Origin of the sequence: Paenibacillus sp. FSL R5-0749 (genome assembly GCF_038595085.1) — a bacterium.
Classification (GTDB): domain Bacteria; phylum Bacillota; class Bacilli; order Paenibacillales; family Paenibacillaceae; genus Paenibacillus.
In genome coordinates this window covers 6384331-6399036 of sequence record NZ_CP152005.1, presented here as the reverse complement: position 1 = coordinate 6399036, position 14706 = coordinate 6384331, and the positions used below count along the sequence as shown (strand labels likewise).

Genomic DNA, 14706 nt, shown 5'->3' with positions numbered 1-14706 from the left:
ATAGTAAATACTTTAATTAGGGAAGTGGATGGTCCTTGGTAAGGCCATGTAGCTTGATGAAAGGGAGGAACGTTTGGTGATCGGCTATATTGGTAAACGAATGATCGCGATCATTCCTATCGTTTTTATCGCTACACTTGTTACCTTTGCACTTATTCATATCTCACCAGTTGATCCGGCCGAGGCTTATCTGACAGCAGCTCATATCTATCCAACACCGGAGCTGCTTGCGCAAAAGCGACATGAATTCGGTCTGGATCAGCCCTTGTTAACCCAATATGCGCATACGATTCAGAAGATTGCCAAGCTCGACTTCGGCACTTCGTACCTCACCAATAAACCCGTATGGGATGAAGTGAAATTAAGGCTTCCGGCTACGGCTGAACTGGCCTTTTGGAGTATATTGTTATCGGCCTTGGTGAGTATTCCTTTGGGAGTCCTAGCAGCGGTGTATAAGAATAGCTGGATTGATATGCTCAGCCGGGCCATTTCCTATATTGGAGCATCTATTCCGCAGTTCTGGCTCGGTTATCTGCTGATTTTCTTTTTCTCGGTGAAGCTGGACTGGCTGCCTGTGGAGGGGCGTGGATCGTGGGAGAATCTGGTTCTGCCTACGATTACACTCTCCTTGATTCTTATTGCGGTCTACACGCGATTGTTGCGTTCCAGTGTACTGGAGCAATTGCAGGAGACGTATGTACAGTACGCGAGAACACGTGGAATTCGCGAACGAGTCATTATGCTCAAGCATGTCCTGAAGATCGCTATATCCCCCCTCATTACGGGGATGGGGATGAGTATGGGCAAGCTGCTCACAGGCACGATTATTGTAGAGCAGGTGTTCTCCTGGCCTGGGTTCGGAAGATATTTTGTCGATGCGATATTTAACCGGGATATTCCCGTGATTCAATGTTATGTCTTCCTGGCGGCATGCCTGTTCATCGTATGCAATCTGCTCGTTGATCTGGTGCAGCTCTATATGGACCCACGGATTTCGGCGAAAGGACGGGCAGAACATTGATAAACAAATGGCGTGCGGTATTTAAAGGACAGAGAGCCATCCAGATCTGCTCGGTGATTATATTGCTTTTCTTCGTGATCGCGTTACTAGCCCCATGGATTGCTCCTCATGACCCGGTGAAGGTGAACCTGTTGCAGAAGCTGTCGAGTCCATCGCTTGAGCATTGGCTCGGAACGGATCATCTGGGACGCGACAATCTCACCAGGCTGATATATGGCGCGCGGGTGTCGCTTGGTTTTGCTACCCTGATCTTTCTGTCTTCTTTGCTTATAGGTGTCATTGTAGGTTCAATCTCCGGTTACCTTGGTGGCTGGGTGGACAGTCTGCTAATGCGCTTGTGTGAAGGCATTATGGCGTTTCCGAATCTGGTGCTGGTGCTTGGTATTGTGGGGATCTTTGGTCCAGGTCTGATGCAGGTGCTTCTAGCCCTCATGATGGTACAGTGGGTGTATTATGCACGCATCTGCCGGAATATGGTCGTGAGTCTGAAGGAAAGGAACTTCATCGCAGCGGCGCGGATTAGCGGCTCTTCCTCGTGGACGATTATTCGCAAACATATCATCCCCAACGTGCAGCGTCCCATTGTTGTCATGGGTACGTTGGAGATGGGCTGGGCGATTATGGATATATCCGCACTGTCCTTCCTGGGGCTTGGCATTCAACCACCCAATGCAGAGTGGGGCGCCATGATTCATGAAGGAACGGGTTATATTCGCAGTCATCCGGAGTTAATGATCTACCCGGGTGCATTGATTCTGCTGGTCGTCATTACGTTCAACATCTTGGGTGAAGCATTATCCGAGCGTTATGGCATTGCAAAACGGTAGTTGATTCGGAACCAAACTCACACGGAGGTGAACGTAACGGTGGATGATGCAACGAAAGTACTCGAAGTTCGAGGTCTGCAAGTGAATCTTAGAACAGCCGAGGGTTCCGTCCCGTTACTTGCGCCTATTGATTTCGAATTAAAAAAAGGTCGTGTCTTCGGTCTGGTCGGCGAGAGTGGCAGCGGCAAGACGGTTACATGTAACGCATTGCTCCACCTGCTTAATCCGCGCAGGATGGAGGTATTGGGCAGCATCCATCTGAATGGACGGGAGCTGGGCTCGTTGTCTGGCGAGGAGATGCGGCGCATCCGTGGCAAGGACATCGGATTTATTATGCAGAATCCGATGAATGCTTTTACACCCGTATATACGATTGAATCTCAATTCATTGAAACTTTGCGTACGCATACGGGAATGTCCAAAGCCGCGGCCCGAGAGCGGGCCATTGCTGCCTTGGCAGATATGAACCTGCCCGAGCCGGCCAAGCTGATGAAGCGATATCCCTTCCAACTGAGTGGCGGCATGTTGCAGCGGGTGATGATCGCCATATCGATGTGCCTGCGCCCCGCCCTGGTTATTGCTGACGAACCAACGACGGCACTGGATGTTGTGAATCAGTTGAAGGTGCTTCAGGAATTGGATCGACTACGTACCGAATACGGCACATCCATCATGCTCATCTCCCACGATCTGGGCGTGATCTCGCAAATGGCAGATGAGGTCGCAGTCATGCAGAAGGGACGAATTGTAGAGCAGGCCGATGTATACCAACTATTCGATCACCCACAGCATGAGTATACACGGATGTTGTTAAATGCCAGACCCAGTATGTCTTTGGGACAATAGTGATTACAGGTGCAGGTGAGTTGAATCGTTCAGTGAGTGTATGTGTGGAGCGAGCGGGTATGAACTGTATTTTGAGTGGGTAGTGTAGGGGTGGAATGGACATGGTGATGTGTAATTTCGTCTTCTTCGGAGATTGCTTCTGCCAAGTACAAGAGAGGAGGATGACCTGATGCTTCAGGTACGTGAAGTGAGCCATAGCTATGGCAAACGCAATTGGCTAGATCGTTCGGGAGCACGTCCTCCTGTGCTGGCAGACATCTCACTTACGATTGAAAAGGGTGTTTGTCTGGGACTGTTGGGTACGAGCGGGGCAGGTAAAAGCACCTTGGGCAAAATCATTCTTGGTCTGGAGAAGCCCAGACAGGGTCAGGTTTTATTTCAAGGTCAGGATATCTATCGATCCAGCAAACCCGTGCTTAAGGGATTACGACGTGATCTGCAAGTCGTGTTCCAGGACTGTTATTCGGCTGTGAATCCGCTTATGACTGCCGCGCAGATCATCGGTGAGCCGCTGGATAATTACGAGCGTTTGTCGGCAAAAGAACAACTTCGTGTGGTTGGACAACTGCTTGAGCAGGTCGGACTTACACCAGAGGATGGGAGCAAGCTTCCGCACCAGTTCAGCGGTGGCCAATTACAGCGGGTCAACATCGCACGAGCCATCGCGCTCAAGCCAAAGTTAATCGTACTGGACGAATCGATCAGCAGTCTGGATATGGTGCACCAGACACAAATCCTATCTTTGCTGGCAGAGCTCAGAGCATCTTATGGGTTGTCGTATCTCTTTATCACGCATGATATCCGGGCCGCCATGACCATCTGTGACCGCATTGCCGTGATGGATCAGGGTAGGATTGTCTATAGCGGTGATGCCGGGAATTCGGTCATGCAGTCGGATCATCCGGCTGTGCAGCAGTTGGTATCGTCCATTTTGCCTGAGCATCCATCGGGTCGTATTTCGTTTGGGTAAAGGTTGCGTGTATTTGTTGTAGATGGCTGTTGATTGGAGTTGCTTACCTTGGTTGTTCCACTGCATGACGGATACGAAGTCGCTAACGAACCGAGTGAGCGTTAAATGGCGATTTAGCGCGGAATGCAAAACGTAACGAAACTCAGTGAAGTTATTTCGATGCAAACCTGCCAAAACCTGCGAAAGCACATACAGATGGGGAGTATAACGCTTCTACGATTCGTTAGACCATAATGAAAATGAATGCTAAAAGGGTTGTCCCCTACGCCTTGAACAAGACGTAGGGGACAACCCTTTTTTATACCTGGGAATAGGCACATTTCCTGCTTTCTGATACAAGTTAAACTACAATTACACTTCCGCCACTCGGAGTACAGGACTACCTTTGAATTACACGTATCCCCAGATTTTTGATTTAACTTACAAGGTGAACATCTGGAAAGAAACCTATACTTCCGATGAGGATTCCTTGCAAAAATCTTTTACCCCATCTTCCGCCCAAGTAGCTCAATCTTATCCAACCATTTCTTTCTCTGTTCCTCGGACTGTTTTCCCACCACATCTACAGGTGTTATGCGTACAGGCTTGATGCCAGTGAGTGCAAATGTGGAGATTTTCATCATTTTATGTGCGGGCTCACCCTGGAACCATTTGAAGTACCAGTACGGGCCATCCATTGTGGTGATCATGCGAGCCGTACGGCCTTTGAGCAGTTGATCCGGGAAAGGTTTTCCTTTTTGATACTTAAAGGCATAACCTGGCATAAAGATCCGGTCGACGAAACCTTTCAGCAGGGCAGGCGGTCCTCCCCACCAAATCGGGAATACCCATACGAGATGCTCGGCCCATTTAATCGCCTCTTGTGCTTCTAACAAGTCCGGTTCAAGCGGCAGTTTATTACGATAACCTCCCTCTAAATTCATGTTGAATTCCAGTTCGTTCAGGGTGATCATGCGAACCTCGGCACCAGCCTGCACCGCACCTTTACGGTAAGCTTCGGCGATTGCGCCATTGTAACTTGGGGAAACGGGATTGCCTTGGATGATTAATATTTTCTTCATGATGACGACACGTCCTGACTATTTTAGTTAATGAACACTAACCTCATGTGCAAAAAGAAAAGGTCACGTATGACCCGGTAATCCATCGGTATATCCTGATGGTATGTTGAAGACAGACTCTATTTTTATATCGTGCAGCTCTGAACCTTTTTTGGTGTTCGGCGAGGTCAGAATGGTTGCCCCTCTCCAATTCTACTCCTGAGTTACTTGCCCCAACATCAATGAGAGTCGGTGAACGGTTTCTCCGGTGTAGGGTACCAACAACTCTGGCAATTCACCTTGCATACTCGAGACGGCCATACGTGTAATCGCACCGATCACCAGAACAGCCGTGAGCCGTGAATCCTGCTGAGGCAGTTCGCCCCGCATCATTCCCTGATCGATCAGATCCATTAACGCATCCAATGGCTGACGGTAGTCCTCACTGCTGCCGGCTTCAATGAATATTTCATGATTCTGTGAAATCAACAGCAGTCCATAGGGATCTTCATCATGCAGATGGAGAACCTCAGTCACCAGTTGCTTGAAGCGCTCCAACATGGGACCTTCCTGTCGAACATACCCGTCAATCAGTGAAGTATAGTCCGCGCAGTATTGAGTGAAGGCTTCCAGGGCAACGGCATCTTTGTTTTTAAAATGTTTGTAGATCGCCGCATCGGTTACTCCGGCGGCGTCACCGATCTCTTTGACGGATATGCCGTCAACGCCTTTGGTTGCAAACAAGCGCATCGCCGCTTGTAAAATATCTTTCTTTTTACTATCCACATGAGGTTTGTTCTTCATAATCGTATAGTAAGTGATTACTAACTAAAATGCAACAAGCAATTTTGAAACTCTAAATGGAGACACGGAATAAGCGCTTACGAACAAAGCTTGCAGGCTTGAGAGAGGCAACGTATGATGAATAGAAATCAACATCGGAGCAGCAGGAAGAACGAAACGGATGGTGGATTGCGTGAAAGATGAGATGGATGCATATAGCTGGGTGACACCCGAAGGAATGCTGAATGATCACTATATAACAAGCCGCGAACAGTTGTATAAAGGAATGAACGGACGATATGTGGAGCGATTTACTGTTCCTACCGGTGGAAGTTATATTTTTAAACCGCTGACGAATCCTGCACAGCACGGACGAGAACGATGGATGTACGAGCGTGTGATGTCTGGTCTACCCCCGATCTATCCGCAGCTTGTTGCAACCTCGGACCCTACCACTGCGCCGGCACAGAGCTGGATGATCTATGAGGATCTGGGGCAGCTGGTACATGATTCGCAAGAAGTGACAATGCTGAACACAGCGGTGCATATGGCAATGTGGCATGCGTTGCCTGTTACGGAATGGAGCGAGTTGCCTCGCGTGGGCCAGAAACCGTCTATTCGCACCATGTTGGATGAGTTGCAGATGCACATACAATCTGTGGATGACCTGTTGTCTACGCTGGATATGCGGTTGTCTTCATCGGATTGGAACATGATTGCCGCGTTGATTCTCACAGCAGAGGAAGAACTTCCTACCGTTCTGTGTCACGGAGACCTGCATCCCGGGAACCTGGCGGAAGTTGACGGTAGGCTGGTCGTCTTGGACTGGGAGCATGCCCATCTGAATACGCCGCTGTGGGACATGTACCATCTGGTTGATCTCTCGCATCCGCTGTTTCCCAGAACGGTTACGCCTGCTTTGCGAGAGCGGGTCATAGACATTTATTTGGACAAACTAGAGAGCCTGGGCGTACAGATTGAACGGGATTCTTTGGCAGCATGGTACAACGCCTATGCTATTGTATTCTCACTTTGGATGCTGCGTTTGATTGATGGTGACCTGAGAAGTGAAGAATGTGTATGGCCGAAGGAACAGCTGAATAACCAGTGGCTTGAGACGACAGCGACGCTGGAACAGTGCATGAAGCAGATGCGTGAGGAATAGAAATGAGGGGTGAGAAGCTTGCGTAAAGTCGGACTTATTATGCGTAAAATTCAATTCACAGAAGCACAGGGGCCGCGTGTATTTGCGGATCGACTGAAGCAGATCGGCCTGGAGCTGGGCGTGGAGATTGTGTTCATCTCGCCGGAGCGTCATGTCAGCGGATACGACTGGTTGCCGGGGTATGAGCATGAGAAAGGTGACCTGGTGAACTACGATATCGTGCTGGACCAGATTTATAGCCAAAATATAGAGCATGTCATCTACACGGTATCCGGGTTTACATTTTTGAAGATGTTCTTACCGGAGAGTGTATTGTTCCCGCACAGTTTCCCCGATCCCGCGCTGACGGGATATGAGATGATGAAGCCATTTTACACGATGGTGGACAAAGCAATTGTGCAGACCGAGTTTTTGAAAACAGAACTGGGCCGCAACTTCGGCGTACATGACGTGAACGTCATCCCGATTGGCTTTAGTGAAGAGCTGGCGAACCGGCACTATGACCCGAGCCAGGTCGTGCATAATCGGGTGCTCTGGATCGGTAGGGATGAAGCGAATCGTCGACCGGATCTGGTGCTGGAATATGCGCGGCAGAACCCGGATAAGGAAGTGTACATGGTGTTCGGCGGTGTTCGCTATAAGGAAACCATGAAGAAGTACGACATTCCTGCCAACGTGAAGCTGAAGTTCGCGCTCACACAGGATGAGATATTTATCTTGATGAACTCTGCCAAGGTGTATTGGAATTGTTCCGCCTTTGATACGTTTGCAATGCCGCTGACCGAAGCGATGGCGATGGGCAAAATGGTTGTGAAGCCGGAACACGCTTGCTACGGTCACATTCGATCCACGCATGCCTTTGCAGGCAACGAGGACAACTGGTTTGAACTGGTGAACATGGCTGCGGCAGCGCCGCGCAGTGTGTCGGAAAACAATCGGGAGTATGCTTTTGGTGCTTTTTCGCGCACGAAGATGAAAGAAGGATACAGGAACTTTTTCTCCGATTGGTTGAAGTAACGTAATGTCTGTAATAAAGCGCTTGATCCATCCAGCAACAGGAGGGGAACCTTATGGAAGTACTGATCTTATGGACATTGGGAATGTGGGCGGTGCAGCTGCTGATTGAATGGCTGATCTATCGGTTACAAGGACGCCGAATGACGTGGGTACAATATATATTGCCATGTGTGGCCTTGCTCGGTGGTGCCGTTGTAATCATGATCAGTATCGATATGGGCGGCTGGAATGGCATCGGATATGCGTTGCTCGGTGTATCACTCGGCACTGCCGGAATGTTAACACTTATTACGGTGGCGATCAGGGATGTGATGCTTCGGCGACGGGGCGGGAACTAGATTCAGCAGTAAAGCTGCTGTGCAGTTAGGATGAATTGCGCGATGGGATGGTTGCAGGAATGCATTCGTCTGTGATATATTGACATTAATTATGACAAGGGAGGTGAAGACAGGTGAATCACGAGATGCTTAACAACCGTATTAGCCAGCTGCCGATTGCTATGGCTGGCATTGTTCATACTTTTCTGACCAACGGGAGAAGTCTGTCCAATTTTGAATATACGGAAGTTAACATGTGCGAGAAGATGCCTGCCTTGACCTCATTCGGACGATAAGCGATATTGCTTGAATTCTGAAGGGCCGCGGAGCTAACCTCCTGCGGCTCTTTTTGTGTTGCGGTCAGGATCTTCCAACTATAGGAGGAACCTTATTATGATGATGATTAGCGCGCAACAACTGACTCAATACCACGGAGCACATCTGGTGCTGGACGGCATTACATTTGAAATTATGGAAGGTGACAAGGTTGCCTTAATCGGCCGCAACGGAAGCGGCAAGACCACACTTATGCGCCTGATGGCAAGAATGAACAAGCCGGATGAAGGGCAATTGATGATCAAAAAAGATACACGGACCGGTTACGTGGCACAAGTTCCAGAAGGGCTGGATGACCATACCGTACTGGATGTGCTGAGCCTTGGATTCAAGGAGCTTATGATATGTCGCACGCAAATGAAGGAAATGGAGCAGCAGATGTCCGATCCGGCATGTGCAGCAGACCCTAATCAATTGGAGCGTCTGCTCAAACGATACGCGGTACTGCAAGAACAGTTTGAGCGTGAGGGTGGATACGAAATGGATGCCCGAATCGATCAGGTTGCGGACGGTCTGGATATTGCCAAGACGCATTATGAATGGCGCTTCGGTTCACTGTCCGGTGGGGAACAGACCCGGGTGGTGCTGGCCTCGCAGCTGATCGTAAAACCCGATCTGTTATTGCTCGATGAGCCGACGAACCATCTTGATCTGGAGCGGGTGGAGTGGCTGGAAGGATTTTTACGAGAATACTCCGGTACCATTGTCCTGATCTCGCATGATCGCTACTTTTTGGATCGGGTAGTGAATCGAACGCTGGAGCTGGAAGATGGTGAGGCGTTAACGGCAGCGGGGGGCTATACAGAATATATGGCCGTGAAGGAACAGCGGCTGTTGCAGCAATTCGAGGAGTTCAAGGAGCAGCAGAAGGTAATCAAAAAAATGAAGGAAACGATCCGCCAGCTGGAGGAGTGGGGCCGAGTTGGTGGCAATGAAAAATTCTTCCGGCGGGCCGCTTCCATGCGCAAAGCACTGGAACGGATGGAACAGGTGAAGCGTCCCATATTGGAGCGGCGCAATGCCGACTTCGATGTGCGTCCTACGGATCGAACAGGTAAACGGGTCGTGGTCCTGGAACAAGTGGAGAAGAGTTATGGCTCGCGTGCAATTCTACGCGGGATCTCGGGTCTGCTGGAATATGGCGACAAGATTGCTCTTATTGGTCGGAACGGCTCCGGTAAGACGACCCTGTTCAAGCTGTTGCTTGGTGAAGAGCAACCCAATGCTGGCAAGCTGGAGTGGGGGGCGCGTGTGGATGTAGGGTATCTGGCTCAACAGGAGGAACCTACGAATCCGAAGCTGAATGTACTCGAATACTTCAGACTTGAAGCAGGTGTGGAGGAAGGGGAAGCACGCGGAATTCTGGCACGATATCTATTCTATGGCGCGGATGTATTCCGCGCAGTGGGGCAATTATCCGGCGGGGAATGGACACGCCTGCGGCTGGCTCTGCTGGTGCAGCGTAAACCCAATGTACTGCTTCTTGATGAGCCGACCAACCATCTGGATATCGCATCCAGGGAAGCGCTGGAAGAGTCGTTGGTTGATTTTGAAGGTACCGTACTTGCCATCTCGCATGACCGGTACTTCGTCAATCGCCTGGCGTCCCGTGTCTGGGAACTGGAGGACGGACAGATGACCGCTTATCTGGGAGACTATGAGGCGTATCGCGAGAAGAAGCTTGAATTGCAAGCTCGTGCGGCGGCGACAGGTCAGGGTACAGCGGGGGGAGCCGCGGTACCATCCGGCGGAAAAGGCAATTCAGAGATGAAGTCAGGTATGGCGACAGCGTCGAGCGGGACTGTCCGATCAGGGAAGAAGCCAGAAGCTACCTCGGTAGCAACTGCATCGAACGATAGAAGTGGCAATGGCAACCAACCGTCTGCGGAGAAGCTGGAACAGACTTTGGCTCGTCTTGAGGCACTGATTCAGGTGTTGGATCAACATCTGGAAACGGTGCAGAACAATCCGCTTGAACTGGAACAAATATGGCATGATCGCGAGCAATTGTCCGCTAAATATAATGATGTATTGGCTCAGTGGGCTGAGTTATAAGTCCGAAACACATGCGCATAAGATGGAACCAACGAGGCCGGAGAATTCTTCTCCGGCCTTTTTGGAGCGGGGTTAAAACATACCAAACGCGGAATCTGCTAGTTTTCTCAAGCTTTATTGATCCAAGAACGTGGCGACAACCTGTTCTTATTTTTACATGTCATGGTGAGTAGTGTAACTTTTTACCTTCTCGCGCGTTAAATACGTTTGTATGAATTGAAACGGCTCACCTAAGAGCTTACAGAAAGGGAGGTTATCGGTATCTATTATTCATTAACGTATCGGAGTTGGTCGGATGATCGACAGGCGGAGACGGGGGTGCTGGAACAGACTTCAGTCACACGAGATGAACTGTTCATGCGCAAACTGGTGGATGCCACCTTGGTGAAAAATAAACTCTGGGCGCATCTGTCCAATGAATGCCAGGATGGGCGGGAACATGCGGTATACGTGACGGCGTATGAGCAACAGATGCCGGAAGAGTACGGTGCAGCCATTGCGGATGCTGCGCTGGCGATGTGCAAAATGTCTTCCATGTACAGCGCAGAGTATATGTTGTGGAATGGAAGTTCATTTCAAGAGTTGGAACTCACAGCTTCATCCACCTATACGATGGAGCTTGCCGAGCAGCTGCTTGACCATTATATGGTTCGGGATGGCAAGACGTATGAGTTCCTGTATTCCGTGCTGGATGCGGATCGCAAGAAAGTGTTGTTTTATATGAAAGAGGTGGATCTGTGATGAGTGAGCAAGAGCGGGAGCAAGCATCGAAACCCGGATCAAAAGCGAAGCTGGTTGCTTTCTCCTTGATGCTGGCAGTTCCTGCCGTGTTATCCGGTTGCGGCAGCAACAATGATGAATGTGACCCGGAGTATGATACCGGATGTGAATATGATTCCAGCAGCGGGCACTATTACTATGGCGGGTCGTCGTATCGAAGCAATAAGGACAGCAACAGCTCCTATAGCAAATCCAAGTCCAAATCAAGCGGCTTCGGCAGTTTCTTCCGCAGTTCGGGAGGATAACCGGATGAGGCACGTGATCCAACTGCCATTAAGTCACGAAGAGGTATTTCAGGGAGAAACGGCACAACAGGTTCCATATCATCGAATGTATGGAAAGCAATATTGTGTGCCTGCATTGACGGTCTATTCTCCCTCGGAGGTAGAAGAGCTGCGTACTGCAGCAGAGGCGGTAGACGGCATTTACTGTAAAGTGATGCGATTTATCCAACAATATATGCCGGATTCTTTCTTGGAGCATCAGTTAGGTATTCATCCTGGGCTTATTCCGGCGGCACGTATGGAGATGGTGACTGGAGGCATTACCCGCCAGGACTGGATTATTGGAGAAGCGGGGCCAAAGTGTATTGAAAATAATACGGACACCCCGACGGGTATACCGGAGGCAGCTGCTTTGGAAAATATTCTTGTGGGTCTTGCCGAGGATACCACGCTAGCAGCGCCATCTGCCGAGATGGATGAACGTATTCGAGAATGTTTCAGGATATGGCTGGAGTTCTATGCAGCGCAGGGGTTACAGGGACCCGTGACGTTCACTTCTTTTGGGGAACATGTTGAAGATCGAACGAATACCGAGTACCTGATGAAGCGTTGCCGGGAAGCGGGATACGAAGCCTGTTATGCCCCGCTGGAGGAACTGGAGATTGTTCCGGGAGAGGCGCTTTACCATAAAGGTCGGGAGATTAATCTGCTCTACCGTCTCTATCCACTGGAATATCTAGTTGATGATCGGGATGAGACAACAGGGGTGGACATTGGGGCTGCGCTTCTTGATCTGGTACGAGAGGGACAATTGGGCCTGATGAACCCCGTTCAGCATGTGCTGATGCAGAGCAAAGGTTTCATGGCGGCGGTCTGGTCGCTCTACGAGCGTAATGAGCAAACCCCGGAATATTGCGGGTTTACCCTCTTTGATGATACAGAGATGGACGTCATTTCCCGATATCTGCTGCCAACCTATTTTTCGGCTGAACCCTTCGAGCTGAACGCCATGCCATATGTAGCCAAAAGCTATTGGGGGCGCGAAGGCAGAGGAACTCTTTTGCTGGATGGGAATGCAGTACAGCAGAAGTTGGATCATCAGAGGCTTACGGAGCTGGAGGAAAAGTCGGCTTCTCCTCTAACTGTGAGAGCGGCAGATTCACTCCAAGAAGACGAGGATGAAGAAATTGCGGCCTACTACAATAACCAGCCCAAAATCTATCAGAAACTGGTCCCGATGGAGCAGGTCGTGATCGAGACAGAAGATGGCGCGTACAGCGGTTATCTGCTTACAGGGGTATTTGTGATCGGTGGGCGTTTGGCTGGGTTGTTACCCAGGGTCGGGGAGAAAGTAACCGGTGATATGGCCTATTATTGCGCGGCTGCGGTTCGTGAACGGATGAATGATGAGGAGGAGAAGGAATGGAGAACTTAGGATTGAACTTGCTGAATGTTGTGGTGGGTATAGGCATTTTGCTGGTGGTATTGGTATGTGGATATTTCGCTTTTAGCAAATTGACCCGGTATAACGATAGTGAGGAGATCGCGAAAGGAAACGAAGCGGCAGGCATGTACATGGGAAGCAAATTGCTGGGACTGTGTATTATTGTGGGCATGGTATCTTTCTCGACACATTCGTGGTTGGATATGCTGCTGTGGTCGGCGTTTGGAATTATTCTGCTGTGCCTGGTCTATATTATATTTGACTTCCTCACGCCCAAAATGCGAGTTTGCGATGAAATCGCACGAGGAAATATGGCGGTAGCGCAGCTGCTGCGTTCGATTATCATCGGCGTTTCCATCGTCATCGGTACATTTTTGATGTAAAATAAGACATAGTGTTTTATAGAATGTACTATATAAACGGAAGAAGGGGCGCGGCATCATGAGAAGAGTCATCATCGATACAGATACAGCAGGAGACGATACGATTGCGATCCTGACGGCATTGCATCACTTTCAGGTGGAAGGCATCACCATTACGGGCGGTAACGTACAATTCGACCAAGAGGTTGAAAATGCCCTGTACACGGTACAGGTTGCTGGACATGGCGGCAAGGTGCCTGTGTATAAAGGATGCGAGCGACCGCTAATGGCTTACGGTAAAGCTCAGCACCGTACAGTGGAAGACGTGCATGGCGATGACGGCATGGGCGGCGCGCATTTCCCGAAGGCGGAGCAGCGTCCTGAGAGCGGGCATGCGGTTGATTTTATCATTGAGAAGGTGCATGCACATCCAGGTGAAATTGAACTGCTGGCAATTGCCCCGCTGACCAATATTGCTATGGCGATTCAGAAAGACCCAACGATTATTCCGGAGATTGCTCACCTGTACATCATGGGTGGAACGAATAATGCACTGGGCAATATCACACCGGCGGCGGAGTATAACTTCTACGTAGACCCGGAAGCCGCGAAAATTGTACTGCATGCGGGCATTCCGATCACAATGGTTGGTTGGGAGATGTGTACGCAATATTCAGTGATGGACGATGACGATCATGCAGAGATTGCGGCTCTCGGTACATCGGGTGCCGATTTCTTCACCGCAATTAACAAAGTGGTTATGCAGTTCAACAAGTCGGTACATAAGCTGAATGGTACTACTCATCCCGATACGTTGCTGATGGCTGTTGCAGCAGATGAATCCGTCATGACCAAGTCGGGTCAGTATTATGTGGATGTCGAAGCGGCAGGAGAGCTGACACGCGGATACAGTGTGGTTGATATTAACGGACGTTTTGGCAAAGAGCCGAATGTACGTGTCTGTGAAGCCATTGATCGGCCGAAATTCAAATCCATGTTGCTCGATGTGCTCTCAACGATCCAATAAACGCAGGAATTAATCTGCAGGAAAAACAAAAAAATCCGTACCTTTCCCAGGTACGGTTTTTTTATTGCCCATTTTTGGAATAACTACTTCAACTGTCGTAGTAAGTTGTGCTATACTTCAACTACTACGACAGATGAAGTAACGAGGAGGAGTATCTTTTGTGATCAGCAGTGACGTTATACGTGGCTACAATGATACGCTGATCCTCTACATGCTGCTCGAAGGGGAGTCGTACGGCTACGAGATTTCCAAGAACATCAGACAGCTGACAGAGGAAAAGTACGTCATGAAGGAAACGACATTATACTCGGCCTTCACCCGATTGGAGAAGAACGGTTATATTCAATCGTTTTACCTGGATGAGAATAGTATGGGGAAGCGTCGTACCTATTACCGGATTACGCCGTCCGGCCTCGACTATTACAGAGAAAAGTGTGAGGAATGGAAGGTTACGCAGGAGGTTGTTAATCTATTTATCAGGGAGTTGTGACG

At 49.6% G+C, this 14706-nt stretch carries 17 protein-coding genes; 15 read left to right on the top strand and 2 right to left on the bottom strand.

The features are described 5' to 3' along the window. Positions 1 to 76 precede the first annotated feature (76 nt). The 4 genes from nikB to nikE all read left to right on the top strand — a co-directional run bounded on the left by nikB (position 77) and on the right by nikE (position 3664). A complete protein-coding gene (gene nikB, locus MKY85_RS28535) occupies positions 77 to 1021 on the top strand; it encodes a nickel ABC transporter permease subunit NikB (RefSeq protein WP_339257875.1) in 945 nt (314 codons plus the stop codon). Then, positions 1018 to 1848, top strand: a complete 831-nt coding sequence (gene nikC / locus MKY85_RS28530; RefSeq protein WP_342571358.1) for a nickel ABC transporter permease subunit NikC — start codon at positions 1018 to 1020, stop codon at positions 1846 to 1848. The genes nikB and nikC overlap by 4 nt, the downstream gene beginning before the upstream one ends. Positions 1849 to 1887: 39 nt before the next feature. Beyond that, positions 1888 to 2694 carry an ABC transporter ATP-binding protein gene (locus MKY85_RS28525; RefSeq protein WP_342571357.1) on the top strand — a complete coding sequence of 269 codons (807 nt, stop codon included), beginning with the start codon at positions 1888 to 1890 and terminating at the stop codon, positions 2692 to 2694. A 169-nt stretch (positions 2695 to 2863) separates the two neighbouring features. Continuing rightward, complete coding sequence (gene nikE / locus MKY85_RS28520) at positions 2864 to 3664, top strand: nickel import ATP-binding protein NikE (protein WP_342571356.1); 801 nt, start codon at positions 2864 to 2866, stop codon at positions 3662 to 3664. A gap of 482 nt (positions 3665 to 4146) precedes the next feature. Here nikE and MKY85_RS28515 read toward each other — a convergent pair whose 3' ends face one another. Beyond that, positions 4147 to 4728, bottom strand: coding sequence for an NAD(P)H-dependent oxidoreductase (locus MKY85_RS28515; RefSeq protein WP_342573500.1), 582 nt, complete (start codon positions 4726 to 4728; stop codon positions 4147 to 4149). 189 nt (positions 4729 to 4917) lie between these two features. After that, the gene (locus MKY85_RS28510) at positions 4918 to 5508 is read right to left on the bottom strand and encodes a TetR/AcrR family transcriptional regulator (protein WP_342571355.1); all 591 of its coding nucleotides are present in this window, start codon (positions 5506 to 5508) and stop codon (positions 4918 to 4920) included. Positions 5509 to 5668: 160 nt separating this feature from the next. Between MKY85_RS28510 and MKY85_RS28505 the strand changes: the two genes are divergently transcribed. From MKY85_RS28505 to MKY85_RS28455, 11 genes are all read left to right on the top strand, one after another. After that, entirely contained in the window at positions 5669 to 6652 is a 984-nt protein-coding gene (locus MKY85_RS28505; protein WP_342571354.1) for an aminoglycoside phosphotransferase family protein, read from the top strand. A gap of 18 nt (positions 6653 to 6670) precedes the next feature. Next, a complete protein-coding gene (locus tag MKY85_RS28500) occupies positions 6671 to 7669 on the top strand; it encodes a glycosyltransferase (RefSeq protein ID WP_342571353.1) in 999 nt (332 codons plus the stop codon). Between the two features lie 53 nt (positions 7670 to 7722). Then, positions 7723 to 8007: a hypothetical protein gene (locus MKY85_RS28495; protein ID WP_339257858.1), complete on the top strand. Its 285-nt coding sequence runs from the start codon at positions 7723 to 7725 to the stop codon at positions 8005 to 8007. Between the two features lie 113 nt (positions 8008 to 8120). Further along, the gene (locus tag MKY85_RS28490) at positions 8121 to 8282 is read left to right on the top strand and encodes a hypothetical protein (protein ID WP_181150888.1); all 162 of its coding nucleotides are present in this window, start codon (positions 8121 to 8123) and stop codon (positions 8280 to 8282) included. 97 nt (positions 8283 to 8379) lie between these two features. After that, a complete protein-coding gene (abc-f, locus tag MKY85_RS28485) occupies positions 8380 to 10377 on the top strand; it encodes an ABC-F type ribosomal protection protein (RefSeq protein WP_342571352.1) in 1998 nt (665 codons plus the stop codon). Positions 10378 to 10695: 318 nt separating this feature from the next. After that, complete coding sequence (locus MKY85_RS28480; RefSeq protein WP_342571351.1) at positions 10696 to 11118, top strand: hypothetical protein; 423 nt, start codon at positions 10696 to 10698, stop codon at positions 11116 to 11118. Further along, positions 11118 to 11402, top strand: coding sequence for a hypothetical protein (locus MKY85_RS28475; RefSeq protein ID WP_342571350.1), 285 nt, complete (start codon positions 11118 to 11120; stop codon positions 11400 to 11402). Before MKY85_RS28480 ends, MKY85_RS28475 begins: the two co-directional genes overlap by 1 nt. 4 nt (positions 11403 to 11406) lie before the next feature. Beyond that, a complete protein-coding gene (locus tag MKY85_RS28470) occupies positions 11407 to 12816 on the top strand; it encodes a glutathionylspermidine synthase family protein (RefSeq protein WP_342571349.1) in 1410 nt (469 codons plus the stop codon). Next, entirely contained in the window at positions 12804 to 13208 is a 405-nt protein-coding gene (locus tag MKY85_RS28465) for a DUF350 domain-containing protein (RefSeq protein WP_091012588.1), read from the top strand. The genes MKY85_RS28470 and MKY85_RS28465 overlap by 13 nt, the downstream gene beginning before the upstream one ends. Before the next feature lie 58 nt (positions 13209 to 13266). Next, positions 13267 to 14214, top strand: coding sequence for a nucleoside hydrolase (locus MKY85_RS28460; RefSeq protein ID WP_339238607.1), 948 nt, complete (start codon positions 13267 to 13269; stop codon positions 14212 to 14214). A 160-nt stretch (positions 14215 to 14374) separates the two neighbouring features. Beyond that, the gene (locus tag MKY85_RS28455; RefSeq protein ID WP_342571348.1) at positions 14375 to 14704 is read left to right on the top strand and encodes a PadR family transcriptional regulator; all 330 of its coding nucleotides are present in this window, start codon (positions 14375 to 14377) and stop codon (positions 14702 to 14704) included. Positions 14705 to 14706 lie beyond the last annotated feature (2 nt).

Bases quoted from the DNA above. Each gene is read 5' to 3' on its own strand.
- nikE (WP_342571356.1), top strand. From the start codon at position 2,864: ATGCTTCAGGTACGTGAAGTGAGCCATAGCTATGGCAAACGCAATTGG.
- MKY85_RS28510 (WP_342571355.1), bottom strand. From the start codon at position 5,508: ATGAAGAACAAACCTCATGTGGATAGTAAAAAGAAAGATATTTTACAA.
- MKY85_RS28505 (WP_342571354.1), top strand. From the start codon at position 5,669: ATGGTGGATTGCGTGAAAGATGAGATGGATGCATATAGCTGGGTGACA.
- MKY85_RS28495 (WP_339257858.1), top strand. From the start codon at position 7,723: ATGGAAGTACTGATCTTATGGACATTGGGAATGTGGGCGGTGCAGCTG.
- abc-f (WP_342571352.1), top strand. From the start codon at position 8,380: ATGATGATGATTAGCGCGCAACAACTGACTCAATACCACGGAGCACAT.
- MKY85_RS28475 (WP_342571350.1), top strand. From the start codon at position 11,118: ATGAGTGAGCAAGAGCGGGAGCAAGCATCGAAACCCGGATCAAAAGCG.
- MKY85_RS28470 (WP_342571349.1), top strand. From the start codon at position 11,407: ATGAGGCACGTGATCCAACTGCCATTAAGTCACGAAGAGGTATTTCAG.
- MKY85_RS28465 (WP_091012588.1), top strand. From the start codon at position 12,804: ATGGAGAACTTAGGATTGAACTTGCTGAATGTTGTGGTGGGTATAGGC.
- MKY85_RS28460 (WP_339238607.1), top strand. From the start codon at position 13,267: ATGAGAAGAGTCATCATCGATACAGATACAGCAGGAGACGATACGATT.